The sequence below is a fragment of the Microbulbifer sp. NBRC 101763 genome (assembly GCF_040371615.1).
In the GTDB taxonomy this organism is placed as follows: Bacteria; Pseudomonadota; Gammaproteobacteria; order Pseudomonadales; family Cellvibrionaceae; genus Microbulbifer; species Microbulbifer variabilis.
Map to the genome: position 1 here is coordinate 162895 of NZ_BAABQV010000001.1, position 19370 is coordinate 182264.

Annotated in this window: 16 protein-coding genes; 8 read left to right on the forward strand and 8 right to left on the reverse strand. The window is 46.1% G+C overall.

Translation table 11 applies throughout. The features are described 5' to 3' along the window. Positions 1-167: 167 nt before the first annotated feature. From ABWV76_RS00775 to ABWV76_RS00785, 3 genes are all read right to left on the reverse strand, one after another. Positions 168-3104, reverse strand: a complete 2937-nt coding sequence (locus ABWV76_RS00775; RefSeq protein WP_502914759.1) for an intermembrane phospholipid transport protein YdbH family protein — start codon at positions 3102-3104, stop codon at positions 168-170. A gap of 256 nt (positions 3105-3360) precedes the next feature. Further along, positions 3361-3501: a hypothetical protein gene (locus tag ABWV76_RS00780; protein ID WP_353374972.1), complete on the reverse strand. Its 141-nt coding sequence runs from the start codon at positions 3499-3501 to the stop codon at positions 3361-3363. A gap of 132 nt (positions 3502-3633) precedes the next feature. Then, entirely contained in the window at positions 3634-3933 is a 300-nt protein-coding gene (locus ABWV76_RS00785; protein ID WP_353374973.1) for a hypothetical protein, read from the reverse strand. A gap of 169 nt (positions 3934-4102) precedes the next feature. On the opposite strand from ABWV76_RS00785, the gene pepN reads away from it, so the two are divergent. Then, complete coding sequence (gene pepN, locus ABWV76_RS00790) at positions 4103-6736, forward strand: aminopeptidase N (RefSeq protein ID WP_020411744.1); 2634 nt, start codon at positions 4103-4105, stop codon at positions 6734-6736. 182 nt (positions 6737-6918) lie between these two features. Here the strand turns inward: pepN and ABWV76_RS00795 are convergent, their stop codons facing one another. Beyond that, positions 6919-7956, reverse strand: coding sequence for an AraC family transcriptional regulator (locus ABWV76_RS00795; RefSeq protein WP_353374974.1), 1038 nt, complete (start codon positions 7954-7956; stop codon positions 6919-6921). 179 nt (positions 7957-8135) lie between these two features. On the opposite strand from ABWV76_RS00795, the gene ABWV76_RS00800 reads away from it, so the two are divergent. The 3 genes from ABWV76_RS00800 to ABWV76_RS00810 all read left to right on the forward strand — a co-directional run bounded on the left by ABWV76_RS00800 (position 8136) and on the right by ABWV76_RS00810 (position 12115). After that, positions 8136-10052, forward strand: a complete 1917-nt coding sequence (locus ABWV76_RS00800; protein ID WP_020411746.1) for a DUF3604 domain-containing protein — start codon at positions 8136-8138, stop codon at positions 10050-10052. 94 nt (positions 10053-10146) lie between these two features. Further along, complete coding sequence (locus ABWV76_RS00805; RefSeq protein WP_353374975.1) at positions 10147-11064, forward strand: peptidylprolyl isomerase; 918 nt, start codon at positions 10147-10149, stop codon at positions 11062-11064. Further along, a complete protein-coding gene (locus ABWV76_RS00810; RefSeq protein WP_282951235.1) occupies positions 11054-12115 on the forward strand; it encodes a HupE/UreJ family protein in 1062 nt (353 codons plus the stop codon). The genes ABWV76_RS00805 and ABWV76_RS00810 overlap by 11 nt, the downstream gene beginning before the upstream one ends. 37 nt (positions 12116-12152) lie before the next feature. Here ABWV76_RS00810 and ABWV76_RS00815 read toward each other — a convergent pair whose 3' ends face one another. After that, a complete protein-coding gene (locus ABWV76_RS00815) occupies positions 12153-12920 on the reverse strand; it encodes an alpha/beta hydrolase (RefSeq protein ID WP_353375459.1) in 768 nt (255 codons plus the stop codon). Between the two features lie 195 nt (positions 12921-13115). Between ABWV76_RS00815 and ABWV76_RS00820 the strand changes: the two genes are divergently transcribed. Together ABWV76_RS00820 and ABWV76_RS00825 are read left to right on the forward strand one after the other, a co-directional pair. Beyond that, on the forward strand, positions 13116-13484 hold the full coding sequence (locus ABWV76_RS00820) for a VOC family protein (protein WP_020411751.1): 369 nt from the start codon (positions 13116-13118) through the stop codon (positions 13482-13484). Positions 13485-13645: 161 nt separating this feature from the next. Continuing rightward, positions 13646-14002 carry a PaaI family thioesterase gene (locus ABWV76_RS00825; RefSeq protein WP_353375460.1) on the forward strand — a complete coding sequence of 119 codons (357 nt, stop codon included), beginning with the start codon at positions 13646-13648 and terminating at the stop codon, positions 14000-14002. Positions 14003-14071: 69 nt separating this feature from the next. On the opposite strand, the gene ABWV76_RS00830 is transcribed toward ABWV76_RS00825, so the two are convergent. The 3 genes from ABWV76_RS00830 to ABWV76_RS00840 all read right to left on the reverse strand — a co-directional run bounded on the left by ABWV76_RS00830 (position 14072) and on the right by ABWV76_RS00840 (position 17071). Next, complete coding sequence (locus ABWV76_RS00830) at positions 14072-15127, reverse strand: NAD(P)H-dependent flavin oxidoreductase (RefSeq protein ID WP_020411753.1); 1056 nt, start codon at positions 15125-15127, stop codon at positions 14072-14074. Positions 15128-15227: 100 nt separating this feature from the next. Beyond that, positions 15228-15965 carry a TIGR04219 family outer membrane beta-barrel protein gene (locus tag ABWV76_RS00835; protein WP_020411754.1) on the reverse strand — a complete coding sequence of 246 codons (738 nt, stop codon included), beginning with the start codon at positions 15963-15965 and terminating at the stop codon, positions 15228-15230. A 233-nt stretch (positions 15966-16198) separates the two neighbouring features. Next, entirely contained in the window at positions 16199-17071 is an 873-nt protein-coding gene (locus tag ABWV76_RS00840) for a LysR family transcriptional regulator (RefSeq protein ID WP_020411755.1), read from the reverse strand. Between the two features lie 185 nt (positions 17072-17256). On the opposite strand from ABWV76_RS00840, the gene leuC reads away from it, so the two are divergent. Together leuC and leuD are read left to right on the forward strand one after the other, a co-directional pair. Then, entirely contained in the window at positions 17257-18705 is a 1449-nt protein-coding gene (gene leuC / locus ABWV76_RS00845; RefSeq protein ID WP_282951230.1) for a 3-isopropylmalate dehydratase large subunit, read from the forward strand. Continuing rightward, a complete protein-coding gene (gene leuD, locus ABWV76_RS00850; protein ID WP_020411757.1) occupies positions 18705-19352 on the forward strand; it encodes a 3-isopropylmalate dehydratase small subunit in 648 nt (215 codons plus the stop codon). Before leuC ends, leuD begins: the two co-directional genes overlap by 1 nt. The last annotated feature ends 18 nt before the right edge of the window (positions 19353-19370 follow it).

A 19370-nucleotide genomic window follows, 5' to 3' on the forward strand; every position in this document is an offset into this window, starting at 1 on the left:
CTTCAGGTACCTTCTATTTGTTGCTGTTACAGCAGTTATCTCAATATCTGGGCCAGGTTTGCCAACCATATTGGGAGTTACCATATTCCCCATATAGTATTCGCTTAACCTTAACCGGCTCTGAATTAGCCAGTCCCCAATTTCGAAGAGCCTACTTTAATCCAGACCTATTGGTCCAGCTGCTTTTCCAAGGCTTCTGTCAGATCGCGGCTGGCCTGAAGAGAGCGAAGCATGGCTGGAATATTATTCTCAAGATTGAGGTTAATAATCAGATCCCGCTCTGAATCCACGGAATCACTGCGCCCTACAAGCTTTAAGCTTAGCTGCAGGTCACCACTGGGAGGGTACTCCATACTGCCTTCCAGGGTACGGAAATCGTAATCTTCGAGCGCATTCGCAATCAGCTTAAGTTGCGGGTTCCCCGACAGTATCTGAGGGGAAAAAGCTCCGTAATATCTCAGTCGTCCTCCCGGCTCCACTGCTTCCAAATGGCCGTGCTTTACTGTGATGCCGTCGGGGCCAGTTATAATAGGAATCACCAAATCTAGATGTCCGCCAGCTTCAAAGTTTTCTGACTCAGTTTCCTGAGCCAATTGTTCCAAGGACACATTCTTGGCAGACAGGATACTGCTCCGAGTTTTATCGGCCAGATTCCAGGTGAGCGCTTCTGAACGCAGCTCCCCGTCAAGAAATTCAGCTGAGAAATCCCTCAGCGACAGATCCTGCTCCCTGTCCAGAGACAAAGAAAAAAGGACTTTATCCAAAGTGAGTCCTGCATTGATAGATCGTATTGATAGCGGCTGAGGCTTCGGCGTAAACCAATGTTCCTCATCGTTTTCCAGTAGAATTGTCCCTTCTACTCCAGTAGCAAAACTTTCCCCGTAGACTGCAGCAATATTGGTAAGTATTAACTTGAAGGAATTTTTTGGTTGTAAAGGCCAGGATACATTGCCATTGGCAGAAAATGCCCCTGAAACTATATCTAAGGGCAAACCTTGAACTGCCTTGCTGAGGGGGTTATTTGTGGTGAATTCAACCTCTGGTAAGGAAAAATGAATATTACCGGTGGCCTGCTCGATATTATGATACCAATTCGAATCAAGCCTCAAAGCCCCAGCATTGAGCTGGCTTTTTCCCTCAATCTTATCTCCGTTCAGGGAGAAAACCCCAGTGAGGGTTGGTGTCATTGAATAATTTTCAGGAGTAATAACTTTGAGGTTTTTGCTGGAGAAGTTGGCACTTAGCTCAGTGTTTCTTTTGGTAGTTTTTAGGTTAAAATCACTTAAGACCAAATCTCCAGATAACGAAATAGATTCACTGTTAAATGCATCAAGTTGATTTTTCCATTTCGGACTAATACAGCTTGTAGAGAGTGTTTTTATCTCACAGTTCATTAGGGGTTGTTGAATAACACCCTTCTTTAGCTTGAATTCTCCCCCTGTAATTTCTTCAAATGTGGTATTTATCTGCTCAAGTTTAACTTTTCGAATGTCACCGTCCGTTTGGATTTTGATTTTTGCAGAAGAATGAAGCTCCTTTACGACGGTATTTATCGTTTTGTTAATAATGGTTGGTGCCATTAAGTCCAGGTTGAAATCGCATTCAGAAGTCCTATTATAACTGCAATTAAGCTGTCTAATTTGTAAAACAGCTGAGGTGGTTGAACCAGATGCTTGTAATTTTGAATTAACCCCACCATTGCTGATAGAGGCCGCAAAAGTGTTGGTGGCAGATGGCTCCAATATAAGTTGTACCGTATCTACAATCTCTACATCTGCTTGGCTTTGGTCCAATCCGGTGGACTTTAAAAGGGAATTTTTTTCCTGGTTTGATATTGAAGTGTTGAGGTGTATCTCACTGCCAGGGAGAAAGTTGATGCCAATCCTTTCTAGCCAGCTTTGCCACGCCGAGGTTGAGTTGACAGGCTTAAAGAAAATCTCACTCTGAAAGTTCAGCTTGCCCCCCAAGTTGGTTACTGTAAATGAGGGAGCAAATATCTTCCGGTGAAGCGATTGTAGTATAGGCTCTGCTGCATCGAGATAAGCAGAACCCTCCGCGTGTAGTTTGGGGCTTTGTGCTTCGTCAGTAGCGGACTCAAATTTCAAGTTGAGCAGGGGTTTATCAGCTTCGTTATCATGTTTAGATGAAACTTCAAATGCACCGGAACCCGTGATGTACTCGAGTAGTAGGGGAGAAAATGATTTAAACTCGATCTCAATAGGCGTTGTGGTTGATAGCCTGGCCGTCGTATTTATGATTGATTTGTCGTCGAAACCTGAAATTTCCAGTGCTTTGCTCTTCACCTGTAGATTGATATTCTGGTAATCCGAAAGGGAAAAGATATTATCAGGGATAAGTGCATTTGCATTTACAGTAAGTCGTCCGCTGGAGTCAATTTCACTTTCTGGAAATAGGTTTAGTAGCCGAGTAGCCCTGATAATTGGAGTAATTACTTCCAGGTTCGAAGTTGCTTCACCATCCAACTGCCAATAGTTACTGCCCTCTTTCGAGATACTCAGTGTCGTATAGGATATTAATTCAGAAGAACCTGGAGTGATACTAGCATTCACAGAAATCTTGTCTGGGGTTAGGTCTAGCTCTAAAGAGATGTGATAGTTATCAAATCCAATAGTCTTATAGGGTAATTCTGCGAGGATGTTGCTGTCTTCTCGGACAATGCTGAGTGGGCCAGCAATAAAGCTGTTATTAATTTCGATTTCCTTCACTAGCACTTTTCCGGGTATATTTTGAGTGATATCCCGGGCGATCTTTTCTAGGGAAAAAATAATTTCTTCTGCGAGCAGATGAGACGTCGGATTCTGTGTGTCCGGTTTGCTTTCCTGATGAGTTAACTTGTCAACTGATAATTCTATTCTCTGGATGTTATCCCGGCTGATAAGTACATGGAATGGGTAGAGTATTTGAACATTATCTAGAGTCAGGTTTTTGCCACTGGTGGATGTCAGTTGAATCCGCTCAATGGAAACTTCCCTGAAACTGATGTTCAGCCCGGATAGTTGCTTGATGACGACTTCACCGGAAAATAAATTGATAAGTTGAGGGGCGACGATATCCCTCTTCCACCAGCTGCCGAATAGCAGCATAGCCAGGATAGTTAAAAACGTAAAAATAAGAATACGGGGCTTTCGCACGCTAAACCTCAAGCTCCAGGAAAGGAGGTAACTTTGTTATCTCGCTTATGGAGTGCAGTAGGTGGCATACAATGCAGGACAACTGCTCCCATAAAGTTGGTAAAAGGCTATTTTATCAAACTGGCCGGATAATCATTGGTGCAAACGTTGGATTATTCGTGAATAGGATGGTTCACTCATTCATGGCTGAAAAAATGTGAACAAGCAGTCATGGTGCTTCTACTATGGTCTCCTGCAGTAGCTTCAGGCGCCATAGGCCCTGTTCCTTGACCCAGAGGCTGGATGTAAACAGCCAGGCGGAAACTGGCTTATCCTCGAAGCTGCCCTCAAAAGATGTATACATGGTCATAAGTGCAGTCTTTGCGCTCAGAGGTGTTATTGAGACCTTATAAGAGGAGTGTTTCTTAATATCCAAGGTTCTGAACTTTTCAACAACCTGTCCGGGACCGAGGGCTTCCTTGTAATAGGGAGTAACTATCAATCAGTCTTTAGTCATTATTTCTTTGATGGCATTACCATCATGTTGCATAAAGGCCACTTTGAGAGCTTCCATCCGGGAGTTCAGCTCATCGTCCAGCTTTGCTGCCGAAGCTGGCGTAGCAATGAAAAGCAAAATGCCAACGATAAACAGTAAAGCGATAAGCTTGTTACCCATAATGACCACCTGAGTGAGAAGCAGCCCACCGACCGTTTGTTGCTTTAAAGATAACTGTGAAAGTAAATGGCCGCAAAATTGCTGAATGCTAGTGTCAGGGTGAGAGGCTTCCAAACCAGCCGGCATGGAGAAGGTCTTGTTATTCTGATCTACTGAGTGATAAGTGGGAATACAAGCCCATAAGAAATGCTAATAGTTAAGCTTATTATTTCAACTTGTAATACTGCTTTTTACCCCAATTTATTTATCCCCTTACCGTTCCGATAGGAACATACTTATTGAGGATGTTTCAACAATGCAAGATGCCCAGCCGAAGACTACTTACCTGAAGGACTATCGTGTGCCGGATTACCTGGTGGATAGTACCGACTTGTGCTTCGAACTGGAGCCAAAGGCCACCCTAGTGAAATCCCGTCTCAAAATTCGTAGAAATCCGGAGGCCGAAGAGGGAATACCGCCTTTACTTCTGGATGGAATCGACCTGGAACTGCTGTCTATTGCTATTGACGGCACCATGCTGTCTCCCGCTGACTATCAGGAGTTACCGCAGGGATTGTCGATTATTGTTGAGAAACCAGATTTTCTCCTGGAAATTCACAATCGGATAAACCCTGAGGATAATACATCCTTAGAGGGCCTGTATCTCTCCAACGGTATGTATTGTACGCAATGTGAGGCCGAGGGTTTCAGGAAGATTACCTTCTATCCAGACAGGCCTGATGTAATGTCAAAATTCACAACTACCATTGTGGCCCCAATAGATCATCCTGTGTTGCTTTCCAACGGTAATGAAGTGGACCGGGGCTATATTGAGGACGGACGTCAGTTTGTTACTTGGGAAGACCCTTTTGCCAAACCGGCTTATCTCTTTGCTCTGGTTGCGGGAGATTTACAGCATGTTGATGATACTTTTACCACTTCCAGTGGACGTGAAGTAAAGCTGCAGATTTTTACTGAAGCAAAAAATATCGGCAAATGTGATCATGCGATGCGATCCTTGAAAAGTGCCATGCACTGGGATGAGGAGGTGTATGGTCGGGAATATGATCTCGATATTTTCATGGTTGTTGCAGTTGATCACTTCAATATGGGGGCAATGGAAAATAAAGGGTTGAATATCTTCAATTCTGCCTGTGTTTTAGCCAGCCCGGAAACCGCTACCGACTCGGCATTCCAAAGAATTGAATCAATCGTTGGTCATGAGTATTTTCATAATTGGTCGGGTAATAGGGTTACGTGCCGCGATTGGTTCCAGCTTAGTCTTAAAGAGGGATTTACGGTTTTTCGCGATGCAGAATTTTCCGCTGACTTGAATTCGAGGGCCGTTAAACGTATTGAAGATGTGACCTTGCTGCGTACTAATCAATTTGCGGAAGATGCCGGTCCAATGGCGCACCCTATTCGCCCGGACTCCTATATGGAAATCTCTAACTTCTACACACTTACTGTGTATGAAAAGGGCGCAGAAGTTGTGCGTATGATCCATACGCTTTTAGGAGCGGATGGCTTTCGCAAGGGGAGTGACCTGTACTTTGAGCGGCATGATGGGTGTGCCGTTACCTGTGAAGATTTTATAGTTGCAATGGAAGATGCTAATCAGGTGGATCTCACCCAGTTCCGTCGCTGGTATAGCCAGGCTGGCACGCCAGTCTTGGATGTGACAGATCAATTTGATGAAAGTACGGGTGTATATAGGCTTGTCATTCGCCAGTCTTGCCCTCCTACACCTGAGCAAAAAGACAAACTCCCGTTCCACATTCCCCTTACGGTGGGGTTACTGGACTCAACAGGGAGCGATATCGCGTTGGATAAAGCGGGCTCCACCCAGCTTGTTCTGGAGATCACTGAAAGTGAACAGATGTTTGAGTTTAATGGGCTGAATGAGAAGCCTCTACCTTCCCTTTTACGAAGCTTCTCTGCACCAGTGAAAGTACGCTATGACTATAGTCTTGAGCAGCTTCTATTCCTGATGAGCCATGATTCGGATACTTTTAATCGATGGGATGCTTCTCAAAGATTAGCGTTTAAGGCTATGAATCTGCTTCAGGGTGCATACCAAGAAGGTTTAACTTTAAAACTGTCTCCAGAGCTCATTTTGGCTTATCGGAATATATTGTTGGATAAAGAGCTAGACCCGGCACTGGTTGCGGAAATTATGCTTTTGCCCAGTGAGCACTCCATTGCGGAGGAATCAGTATCTATTGATGCTGAAGCTATTGTCGCTGCAAGAGCTTTTGCTCGTAAATCGCTCTCCTGCGCGCTTATTGATGAGTTAAAAGAACGGTATGCTGAGCTTGATATTGAAAGGCCCTATAGCCCTAATGCCAAGGATATCGCTGAGCGCAGGTTAAAGAATATCTGCTTGGAATACCTCTGTATCACAGAATCTGCGGATGCTCTAGATCTCGCTCAGCGACAATTTGATTCGGCTGGAAATATGACAGACAGAGCAGCGGCGTTAAGTGCATTGATTAACTATGGTAATGATCAATACGCTGAACAAGCCATTCATCAATTTTATGACCGCTGGAAGGAAGATACACAAGTTACTGAGCTTTGGCTTGCACAGCAAGCCTGTAGCGCGAAAAGAGGCACCCTGAATAATATCAAAGCGCTTATGCAGCATCCCGCCTTTGAGTTGAAAAACCCAAATAAAGTGAGGGCAGTAATTGGTGGGTTTGCCAATCGAAATTTCCAACAATTCCACAAAAATGATGGTAGTGGTTTTGAGTTTGTTGCAGACCAGGTTATTGCTTTAGATAAGTTAAACCCCCAGATAGCCTCCAGAGTGGTAATTCCTATCACGCGCTGGAAGAAATATCAGGGGGATTTGGCAGATAAAATGAAAGCTGCACTATTACGAGTGTCAAATTCCGGGGAGCTCTCCAAAGATGTTTATGAAGTGGTGAGTAAGAGTTTAATGAATTAGCAATTAGTCAGAAAAGAGCGGTGGTCGTAATACGGCCCCGCACAAACAGTCACACATAATGTACCTTATGGTTGGTGGTGTGTTTCTTCTTTAGAGATATTTTTGGGTTGCGTTCCGATATGTAGCTATGAACGGCCTTTAAAGAGTAAGCTATATGCGATTACACATTGATGAGATAGGTTTTATTCACTGGTGCTATGCTCTTCTTGTTGGCCATGTTTCCTGAATTCACGTGGGGATTTTCCCGTCCATTTTTTAAAGCTCCTCGAAAAGCTACTGGTGTCATTGAATCCAAGCTTATAGGTAATTGATGTCACGGGTAACTCTTGTTGCTTCAGGTACTGAATAGCCTGGTGTTTACGCGTTTTGTCCAGTATTGCCTGATAGCTGGAACCTTTTTCCTTAAGTTTTCTGTGTAGACTGCGGCAACTGATTCCGATGGTTTTGGCGACAATTTCTTGGGATAGGTCACCGGTAGGCATCAGATCTATTAAAACTTTATTTGTTATATTGATAATGTCATTTTTTCTTAGGCGTGATAGATAATTCGTTAGTGCCTGTTCGTTGATATTAGCCAACTCACTATTTCCTGAGCAGATGTGCCGATCTACAAAATCGCGTTCTAATCGAATTTCACAGGTGCTTGCAGAAAATCCCACTGGGCATCTATACATCATTCGATGGTGTTCAGGGTTGACTGGCTTCGTGCGCGTAAGGTTAATTGCAATCAGATTTTTGTGGATATCCGGGGATATTTTCCTGCATGATTTTATTAACAAGGCGATAAAGGCATCCACTGCATGGATGCTGGGCTCATAATGCAAGTCTTCGACCTTGTGCCAGGAGACTATTACTTCGTGTCGCTCATTGCGAATACTGATTTTCATGGCAGTGCTGACTACCTCTGAGAATCTCGATGACCGCTCCAGGCTTTCTCTGATGGAACTACTGGCCAAGTGAGCATAACTTAGAGCGTGGAGGTTTGTGTGGTTAACATGCTTCACAACCTCTAAACCTATGCAATCATTGCCGGATAAGGACTCTGCCAGATTCCATAATTTTTTCATGTTTTCCAAAGGGATACGTCTATTTGTATCCTCTATGCTACAGGCTGAGATACCGGCCTTTCGCAGGACTTCCCGGGGGGGACAATAAGGTTTTAAAGCCTCAATAATGGGTAAAACCCAGGTTGCAATGGTTGTGTGTCCATTCTCAGCCATTTGCCAGCTTGTCCTAATTGGTCAAGAGTTTGGCCAGTTAAGTAAAGAAGTGCATAGGCCAAACTATTAGCATCAAAATCAGTATTTCTACATTCTTCCAAGATTAGCCTAACAGTCTTGGTATGTTAAGGAAACCTGCTGCTTTTAAAGTAAGTCCCGATACTCATGCGATGGGAACTATGCACAATTTAATTAAAAGAATAGTGGTACTTACTGGTTTATCAGCCTCCGCATTATATGGAAGTGTGAAGGCTGATGAGCCCACCCAGCTTTTCTGGGGAGATATGCATTTACATACCTCTTACTCATTCGATGCCTTTTTAAGTCAAAATTACTCGGCAACACCTGATACTGCTTATCGGTGGGCCAAGGGACAACCGGTTATTCACCCTTATACTCATGCTAAGGTACGAATAGATACACCGCTGGACTTTCTTGTGGTCTCCGATCATGCAGAGGGATTGGGGGTGATGAGGGCGATAGTTAACGAAACAGACCAGCTAAATACAGAATTACCCATTTCCCAATCAATAAAGCGCTGGTTCGCCAAGCAGCATATTCGCTATAAAGTATCTGTGAATGAGGGGATGGATATATTTAATGAGTTGCTGCCGATACAGGCGCTCAACTCGGAGGATGATGCTGATCCAGTACAGGACCCTGCCAATATTGCCCCAGAGCCGGTGCTCGGGGACTTAAATCAAACCCGGGAAACTGCTTGGCATGAAATCATTGATGCAGCCGAGCGTCATTATCAACCTGGTACTTTCACGAGCTTTATAGGTTGGGAGTGGAGTTCAACCCCTACAGGGGCCAACCTGCATCGGGTGGTAGTTTCCCCCAATGGTTCCAAACAGGCTAAGCAATATCTGCCTTTTGGGTCAGACCAGAGTCAATATCCAGAGGAATTATGGCGTTGGTTGGATGAAACGTCAGAGCGAACTGGTAGCGAGTTCATTGCTATCCCCCATAACTCCAATGTGTCCAAAGGGTACATGTTTGCAGAAACCACTCTGCGTGGTGAGCCGATCGACACACAGTATGCACGAACGCGCATGCGCTGGGAGCCCCTGGTTGAGATGACGCAAATAAAAGGGGATTCCGAGACGCACTCACAGCTTTCACCTATGGATCCCTTTGCTGACTTCGAAAATTATCCTTTCTACTTACAAGCTGATCCAGAAGCTTATCGTGTAGCTAAAGGCGACTATGTGCGCTCTGGCTTAAGGGCTGGTTTGGAGATTGGAGAGAAAATAGGGATGAATCCCTATAAGTTTGGATTGATTGGGTCCACCGATTCTCATACCGGTATATCGAGTGCTGAAGAGGGAAACTTCTGGGGTAAATTTGCTCATGATTCAATTCCGGAGGGCAAGCGGAAAAATACTGTCATAGGCGGAACCAAAGCAACTGGTTGGAATATGTCAGCTTCTGGTCTTGCTGCAGTTTGGGCCGAGGAAAATACACGAGAAAGCCTGTTTGCCGCTTTTAAGCGTCGTGAGGTTTATGCAACTACAGGGCCGAGAATTCAAGTGCGTGTTTTTGCAGGTTGGAGTTTCCCAAAGCATGCAATAGATGCAGAAAATATTGCTGAATTGGGTTATTCCCATGGAGTGCCTATGGGGGGGGATTTAACCAGGCCCCAAGCTTCAGATAAGTCGATACAATTACTGATACGTGCTGTTAAAGATCCCAAAGGAGCAAATCTTGATAGAGTCCAAGTTGTAAAGTCATGGCTCGACGAGGGAGGGCACAGCCATGAGCAGATCTTTAACGTAGCCTGGTCTGGCCAGCGGTCCCTGGATAACAGAGGTCAATTACCTCCGGTGGGTGATACTGTTGACCGCGAGACAGGCCTTTATACCAATACCCTGGGTTCTATCGAGTTGTCCACGTTATGGCAGGATCCAGGCTTTGATATGAACCAGAGGGCTTTTTATTATGTTCGTGTTTTACAGATTCCAACGCCGCGACACTCCCTTTACGATGCGGTGGCAGCAAAAGAAATCAACCATGGAAGAGTTCAGATACCCTCTGAAGGCCCGGCAATTATTCAGGAGCGTGCCTATACCTCACCTATTTGGTATACGCCGTAGCTAATCAATGAATAAAGTCTGATGGTACAGTGAGGCGATCATTGCTTAACCTTATTAGTTTAGTAGTTGTAGAGGTTTTTAGTGGGAGGCTTAAATGCTGAAGAATTTGGGAGGACTGGGTAGAGATCCATTGGTACATTTTTTGGCTATCGCTTTGTTTCTATTTGTTGGTATTGAGCTGGTGGATCCAAAGGCAGGAGCATCGGATCAAACGAATATTCTACATTTGAATGAAGATTTGTTAATTGAATATATTCAATATCAAAAAAAAACATTCAACCCGAGGTTTGCCAGGACTTACTGGCAGAGCTTGGCCCCCTCTGATCGATCAGACTTGATTCATGACTATATTAGGGAGGAAGTGCTTTACCGCGAGGCTATGAATCTTGGCCTTCAGGATAATGATCAGATCATACGTCGTCGCCTTATTCAAAAGCTTGAGTATGTTACAGATGGCTTTGTTGGTGATATTAATGTTTCCCGGCAGGATTTAGAGCAGTACTTTTGGCTTCATCAGGAAGAGTACCGGATTGAAGCTTCTGTGACTTTCACTCATGTTTTTTTTGATTTCAGGAATCAATTTAATAACAGTCTAGAGGAGGTAGCTTTACAGACCTTGGATCACCTTTTGGAAAAGTCAGTGGCTTTTGAAAAATCCGCAGGGTATGGAGATAGATTTATATTTCACCGAAATTATGTGGCGCGAACGCGTCAACTGGTAGCTAGTCATATGGGGGAGGATATGACCCGGAAAATATTTCAGTTGCCAATAAACACTTGGTCCGGGCCTTATCAATCCCCTTATGGATTGCATTTAGTATTGGTGGTTGAGAATAATCCCAGTCGCCTGCCAAATTTTCAAGAGGTTGCTCCTCTGGTATTAGAAGACTATCGCCGTCAAAGAATGGATGATATGAGGCGACGTAAGATACAGGAATTGATTGCTCAATATCGAGTTGAATGGGATCTTTCAATACAGGATTTGTCTGCGGATTTTACCTATGTTAAATAGATATTCCTGCAGGTTAAGATTAATTATTTTAATTTTTCTGGTGGGTGGAATCTATGGTCGTCCTGGCTTTGCCCATGAAGGGAGGCCAATTTATATTCAATTGCAGGAGGTCTCAGAAAAAGTCTATAGTTTACGATGGAAGATCCCTCCCGTGATGGAGCCGGGTACTGAGCCCGATATTTACTTAAAGGGTGCAGGCTGTCAAAAAATCTCTGGAGTTGAGGTTCCTCGTCATTCTGCTGTAAAAATGTATCAGTGCCAATCTCTAAGCTTCAATACTATTAAAAGCCCTACTACCGATTTACAAATATATCTTGTATACCCTGTTGCAAATCCAGTGCTATCTACCTTGATTCACTTTGAAAGGATAAATGGGGATGCTGTCCACCTTTTTAATGGCCCAGGTGTATTGGAAGTAAATCTGCCTGCTGATTTGTCTGCCTGGGAATGTGTGAGGCAGTATATTAAAGCAGGATTTTTACACATTTTAGAAGGTTACGATCACCTGCTTTTTGTTTTGTGTCTGGTTTTTATTGCAAGGGGGCTTCGGGGTGTTTTGATAGCGGTAACTGGCTTTACGCTAGGTCACTCGATCACACTGGGGCTCGCAAGCTTGAATTTCTTTACCATAAGGGTGGATGTTGTAGAAGTATTAATCCCATTAAGTATTATGGTCCTAGCGGCTGAGATTATTAATGCAGGGCATTCTCGTGATAGGAATACTTTGTCTTGGCGATTCCCGGCTATTGTTGCTAGCGGTTTTGGGTTGTTACATGGATTTGGGTTTGCCAGTGCATTGACAGGGCTGGGCCTTCCTCACGACCAAAAATTAGTAGCCTTGATTAGCTTTAATGCTGGTGTCGAGCTTGGTCAATTGGTATTTGTTTTATTTGTGCTTCTTTTGACATATATGGTTAAGTTGATATTTTTAAGATGGGGTTTTTCAGTATACTCACTTCGTGGTTTGATGCCGTCTACATCAGCTGTTTACCCAGTAGGTGTGGTGAGTGGGTATTGGCTGATTGAAAGATCTTTAGAATTGGTTTCTTAGAATTTAAGAATTTTAATTTACATTAAATGTAAGATTTCTATTCGGTTATCCACTTATAGCAAAATTCAGCAATATTTATCCATTTGGATTCTAGCATTAAGTAGTGGCCATAGCCTTCCGCAACATGCAAGGTAGTTTGTGAATTGCATTTCTTGGCGATGAGCCGTGCTGTAGAGGGTGGTATTGCGAGATCTTCAGAGCCTGAGATCATTAGAATAGGGCACTTTATTTTTTCATATTCAATTTTGGTGGTTTTATTTTCATCAAAGATCCAGAAGAATAGTTCAAAAAGCACTCTGCCTGATTCCGGTCCTAAACGATTAAATACAAGGTGCTGGTCAGATAAGTTTAGTTTGTTGAGCCCGAATTTTGCCATTGTTTCAAAGTCGGGTAATAGTATATCCTCCCAGAACTTCCCCGATGCCATAAACATTTTGCCAAGACTGCATTCCTGGCTGGTTGTGGGTGGAATTCCCCAGTTAGTGCTTCCATTCAATAAGATTATTTTTTGCGCTAGGCCCATGGAGGCTATTTTTTGTGCAATAACTCCACCTAAGGAATGTCCAATTAGAATTGGTTTTCTATTCAAATGTATAACAAATTTTGCTATATCCTCTACATAGTCTGTAATGCTTGTTCCGACAAGGAGTCGATGAGCCGCTTCTGATTTTGGGGTTTCATGGTACCGATAGGCGGGACTATGGCAGTTAAATCCTTTTTGAATAAAGTAGTTATGAAAATTCTCTAAAGTCCAAGGGCCAGCATTAGTACCGTGAATTAGAACAATGGGAGTGTCTATGGCTATTCTCCTGTTTTCTGTTACCGGGAATGTTGAAAGCTTAGCAAGGGAGTATGCTTTTTATTGGATTTTGGATGAGGTAATGTGGCTGTTGGTCAATTGATGTACGTATCGATTGACGTCTATAACCACAAGGAGAGTTTTTAGCTGTTTCGTCATTGAGAACCTAAAAGTACGTAATTTTATTTGTGGGATATTTAGATGATTTCGCATATATCATTGGGCACTAATGACCTTCAGAGAGCTGAGCGCTTTTATGATGCAATTTTAATTGTCATACAGGCTACAAAAACCTATTCATCTGAACGGGTTATATTTTGGGGGTTTCCGAACTCAACAGTAAAGTTATCAATTACGGTTCCTTTTGATGGTGAGCCAGCGTTTCATGGCAATGGCACTATGGTGGCTCTTAAGGTGGAAGATGCAGGACTGGTGGATGCCATATTTACTAGGGCAATAGAATTGGGTGCTATTAGTGAGGGCGAACCTGGAGAGAGAAATCAGGGGGCTTACTATGGTGCATATTTCAGAGATTTGGATGGAAACAAAGTTGCTATCTTTTCGCGTTAGTAATTTTTTGAGACACAAAGACGGCCTCTACTCCGACAAAAGTTATATATGGATTTTTTTAAGGATTATTGTTAATGAGCAAAGGGATGTTTCATAAAATGTTGGATGGCAATTTACCTATGCCTAATGCGGCACAAACTCTTGGTGCAAAAATACTGTAGATAGATTGCAAAAACGGAAAGGTAAAGGTTGAGTTTGAGGCGAAAGAGGCTTTTACCAATCCTGTGGGGAATATCCAGGGAGGATTTCTATCCGCCATGCTCGACGATACTATGGGGCCGGCGCTTGCTGTAACCCTTGAAGATAATGAGTTTGCGCCAACTTTAGAGCTGAAAATAAACTTTATTGCACCTGCTGTAATCGGTAAGCTATATGGATGGGGGAGGGTTGTTTCCAAGGGGGCTAGTGTTTGTTTCCTTGAGGGAGAACTTTTCCAGGAGGGAACCTTGATTGCCAGGTCTACTGCTACCGCTCTTATTCGGAATTTCTCTTCCTCCGCCAAAAAACAAGATCACTAGTGTGTGTATCAGGTGAGCTTGTGCCCAGAAAAAGGGGTAGGTATAGATCCGCTAATATATTTTTCTAAACTAGCTGCAGGCTTCGATCTCTGCGATTAAAGTTGTCATTAATTCACTTGCAGGTAAGGCTCTGGCTAATGGGGCGCCCTGGCCTGCCCATTGGACTGAAAAGTCCTCGCTGCCAGCATTGGCTGCTGCGGCGGCAAGTGCTTTACCTGCACTGTAGCATATAGGGTAGTCCGGGCGGGCAGGGGCATTTATATCCAGCTCTCGATAAAAGCGATTGCTGATTCCCCGGGCAGGGCGCCCGGAAATGTTAATGGTAATTGCGGTGTTGTGTGCCCGCTCACTCTGAAGGGATTTGCGAAAGGTATCATTAGCGGCGGATTCAGGGCATAGAACAAAAGCTGTCCCCATCTGCACCGCACTGGCACCCAGGGAAAAAGCTGCCTGGATACCGGCTCCATCCATTATGCCTCCTGCGGCAATAACCGGTAGGCGGTGTTGGCAGCTCAGTAGCCTTACTAGTGCCAAAGTGCCTAGCTCCTCATCAAGCTCTGGTTCGAATACACCTCTGTGACCACCGGCTTCTATACCTTGTGCAATTACGGCGTCAATGCCGGCTTCTTCAATAAGTTGTGCCTCTATAAGATTTGTGGCGGTAGCTAGAAGAGTAATACCTGCATCTTTCAGGGTGTCGATAGTGGATTGCTCTGGTAAGCCAAAATGAAAGCTGACTACGGCTGGCCTCTCTTCCAGAATTACTGACAGCATTTTACTATTACCGATAAAGCTATAGTAGGGCTCATGGAGTTCTTTAGGTGGTGTCGCCTTCAGGGCGGCAAAGTAAGGAGCGAGGTGGGCAAGCCAATCTGCTTCGCGTTTAGCGTCTGCAATAGCTGGCTGATGGCAGAAGAGGTTTACGTTAAATGGGGCGCAGGTTAGTGCCCGGGTTTGGCGGATTTGCTCTGCTGCTTTTTGTGGTGAACTTGCTCCGAGGCCAAGAGCGCCCAGGCCGCCTGCATTAGAAACAGCAGCGGCCAGTTCTGGGCTAGAAACACCTGCCATGGGTGCCTGGAGTATTGGGTGCGGAACTCCCAGTCTTTCCAATAGTGCTTGCGCCATCCCACCGGCCTCTCTGATATTTGTCTTACTACATTAAGGTAGTTTGCGCGCGGTAACTATACCGCGCTGCGGTTATTTCGAGTAGGTGGGGCAGGGCTATTTACAGGTGCAGGTTGAGTCCAATATAGGGACCTTTAATTTCGATATCGCTCTGCAGGTCGTCCAACTCTTCCAGGTCAAGGCTCATTACCCGATAGCCTGCCTCGATAGCCAAATCAATTGCCGGTACGAAATCCCAGCGTACTTTTGCGGTGAGGTCTGTGTGGGTATCACCTCGGTAGGCCGTACCATTACCTTGAGCAATAACCGACCAGCCGGTAAATGGCAGGTCGAAACGCGCCATAGCGTAGGCCATTGGCAAGTAACCGGTGAGGTCGACAGTTTCTGCCTGGGTTTCGCTTACCGCAGTAAATTCTCCGTCATACATGCGCGCAGTCAGGCCTATGTCTAAATTCACCCAGTTATCCAGCACTTCATAGTAGAAGGTGGCATCGGTGTGTGTAAGGGTGAGGTCAGTGGTGATCTCTGAGCCTACCAGGAAGGTTTCATCGTCGAAGGTTACAGAGCCCTCCAATAGTGCGGCACCATCGGTGTCAATCTTGCTGTGGGCTAACAGGATATTGGGGACCAGTGGTATCGGGTGCTCCAGAGCCGCCTGAATAAAGGTAATGTTGTCTTCACTGAGGGAGAGATTGTCCAAATCATAGTCATCATTGCCAATGCCACCGGTGTAACCTGGGAGCCAGACGCCTGCTGTGGCATCAAAACCAAGTATGGTATCTGCGCTGGCAGTAGTGCAGGCGAGGAGGGCACTGAAAGCAATTGCGGTTTTTTTCATGGACTTCTCTCCGTGATGAATTTGTCGCGGAGTGTACAGATATATTTTTTATGTGCCGCTGTAAGTTGCACATTTTTGCAAATCTTTTTGAACGGATAAGCAAAACTGGCGTGTAAAAGCGTCGTGCTGTTGGGGTTCAGCTCTCCGCCTCATTTAATGTATTGCGATTGGCTCCGTATTCGTCAGCCAAGTCTCACTAAATGAGCTTGTGATATTTTTCCTTTTGCGCTGGTTTAATTGGCTGCTTCAAATAACATTTCTTGTAGGGCACTGGCGGCATTGCTCAAGGTGCGACCGCGATGACTGATGACACCCAGGTTGCGCAGCACCTGCAGTTTCTTCACTGGTAATACAGCGAGGCTTTCATCGACCAGCGTGTGGGGCAGTACACTCCAGCCAAGGCCCACACAGGCCATCATCTTGATAGTCTCCAGGAAGTTGGTCGCTAATTTGGCGCTGAGTTTTAGCCCTTGCGCATCAAACTCGCGTTTAATCAGGCGCCCGGTATAGGTATTGAGGTCCGGCAGTATGGCGGGATAGTCGGCCAGGTCGGCCAGTTCCAGCGCGGGAATTTTTGTCAGGGGGTGTTCTGGAGCGGCTACCACCACACAGGGGTCGGGCCAGATAACCTGTGCATTGAGGTGCGGGTATTCTTTCAGGGCCAGAGTTACAACTGCCAGCTCATACTTGGCTGCCATCAGTGCCTCATAAGCCTGTTCGGAATCCAGGAAATCGATATCGAGGGCCACTTCTGGATAGCGGTTACTGAACTCTCTAAGCACCGGTGGCAAGTGGTGCAGTCCCACATGGTGACTGGTAGCAATGCGCAAGCTGCCGCTCACCGAGTTGCTGAGGGCGCGTAACTCCCGCTCTGCATCACTGATTTCGTTGAGAATATGTCGGGCGCGGGGCAGTAGCACGCGGCCGGCATCAGTCAGCTGTAGGCGCCGGCCGATGCGGTTGAATAATGTCGCGCCAAGTTGCTGTTCGAGGGCGGCGAGGCGCTTGCTTACCGCGGGCTGCGTCAGGTGAAGCTGAGTCGCCCCCTCGGAGACAGAGCCTCTCTCAGCAATTGCTAAAAATGCTTTAAGCCATTGAATTTCCAAATTTTTTAGCCTCGTTTTATGGGTTGCGGGAATATTGTTGGCGGTGTATGAAGCGACCCAGCTTACATGCTACTTCAGGATGAGCTATGAATTCCATTATGGAATACTTGTGATAATAAATATAAATTGGTGTTATTTGTTGCTGCTGGGTAGACTCGTTCTCTAAACAATTGAGAGGACTGGCTGTGGCAGGGCAAACACTCTACGACAAACTGTGGCAAGACCATCTGGTCAAGACCAGTGATGATGGCTCGGCGCTTATTTACATCGACCGTCACTTGATTCACGAAGTGACTTCCCCACAGGCATTTGAGGGCCTTCGACTGGCAGGGCGCAGACCCTGGCGCAAGGATTCCCTAGTGGCGACACCGGATCACAATGTGCCTTCCGAGAGCACGGAGCGCGCCGCAGGCGTGAGCGGTATCCGTGACGATATTTCCCGCATTCAGGTACAAACTTTGGATGAGAACTGCCGGGATTTCGATGTGGTGCAGTTTGGCATTAACGAACCGGGTCAGGGCATTGTGCATGTTATTGGTCCTGAGACCGGGGCGACTCTGCCCGGTATGACCGTGGTATGTGGTGACTCACACACCTCTACCCATGGTGCTCTGGGCGCGCTGGCCCACGGCATAGGCACTTCTGAAGTGGAGCATGTCATGGCCACCCAGTGCCTGACCCAGAAGAAGATGAAAAATATGCTGGTGCGCGTAGACGGCGAACTCCGTCCAGGCGTTACCGCCAAAGATGTGGTGCTGGCGATTATCGGTAAGATCGGCACCGCCGGGGGCACTGGCTATGCGATTGAGTTCGGCGGTGAGGTTATCCGCAACATGTCCATGGAAGGTCGTATGACCGTTTGTAACATGGCGATTGAGGGCGGTGCCCGTGCCGGCATGGTCTCGGTTGACCAGATCACTCTCGATTATGTGAAAGGCAAACCCTACGCGCCAAAAGGTGGGCAGTGGGACAGAGCGGTTGAGGCCTGGAGTCACCTGCATTCCGATGACGACGCCGAGTTTGATGCGGTGGTGGAATTGCGCGGTGAAGATATCGAACCCCAGGTGAGTTGGGGTACTTCGCCGGAAATGGTGGCCTCGATCAGTGCCAAAGTGCCAGATCCCTCTGCCGAAAATGATAGTACCAAGCGTACTGGAATGGAGCGCGCTCTCGACTATATGGGCCTTGAGGCCGGGCAAAAGATTAGTGATATTCGCCTGGATCGGGTATTTATCGGCTCCTGTACAAATTCCCGGATCGAAGATCTGCGCGCTGCTGCTGAAGTGGTCCAAGGCCGGTACAAAGCAGATAGCGTCAAGCAGGTATTGGTTGTACCCGGTTCTCAGGCGGTGAAGGCTCAGGCGGAACAGGAAGGGTTACATGCAATCTTTGAGCAGGCAGGCTTTGAGTGGCGAGAGCCCTCCTGCTCTATGTGCCTTGCTATGAATGCAGATAAGTTGGGGGCTGGTGAACACTGTGCCTCAACCTCTAATCGCAACTTTGAAGGACGTCAGGGCTATGGTGGGCGCACCCACTTGGTGAGCCCCAGTATGGCGGCAGCCGCAGCAATTGCGGGACACTTTGTCGATGTGCGTGAAATGGCGACGGTGCGAGCGGAAGAGGAGATGGCCTGATGAAAGCGTTTACCCAACATGAAGGTCTTGTGGTGCCGATGGACCGGGCCAACGTGGACACCGACCTGATAATTCCCAAGCAATTTCTTAAGTCCATCAAGCGCACCGGGTTTGGCCCCAATTTGTTTGATGAGCTGCGCTACCTGGACGAGGGATTCCCTGGGCAGGACTGCTCAAACCGCCCTGTTAATCCAGATTTCCCACTAAATTTCCCGCGTTACCAGGGTGGTTCGGTATTACTTGCGCGCGAGAATTTCGGTTGTGGTTCCAGTCGTGAGCATGCGCCTTGGGCGCTGGATGATCACGGTTTTCGTGCAGTTATCGCCCCCAGTTTCGCCGATATCTTCTTCAATAACTGTTTTAAAAACGGCCTGTTGCCGATTGTATTACCGGAGGAGGTAGTACATCAGTTGTTTGAAGAAACTCATGGGCAGGAAGGATATTCACTGACCATTGATCTGGAGCAGCAGCATGTGCGCAAACCCTGCGGTGAAGTGATTCCCTTTGAGGTAGATGCGTTCCACAAGCACTGCTTGCTTAATGGCCTTGATCACATCGGCCTGACATTGGAGCACTCAGAAGATATTCGTGCTTATGAAGAGGTGCGACGTGAAAAAGCCCCATGGCTTTTTGATGCGGTTCAGTAATTAAAGGAAATTCCTGTG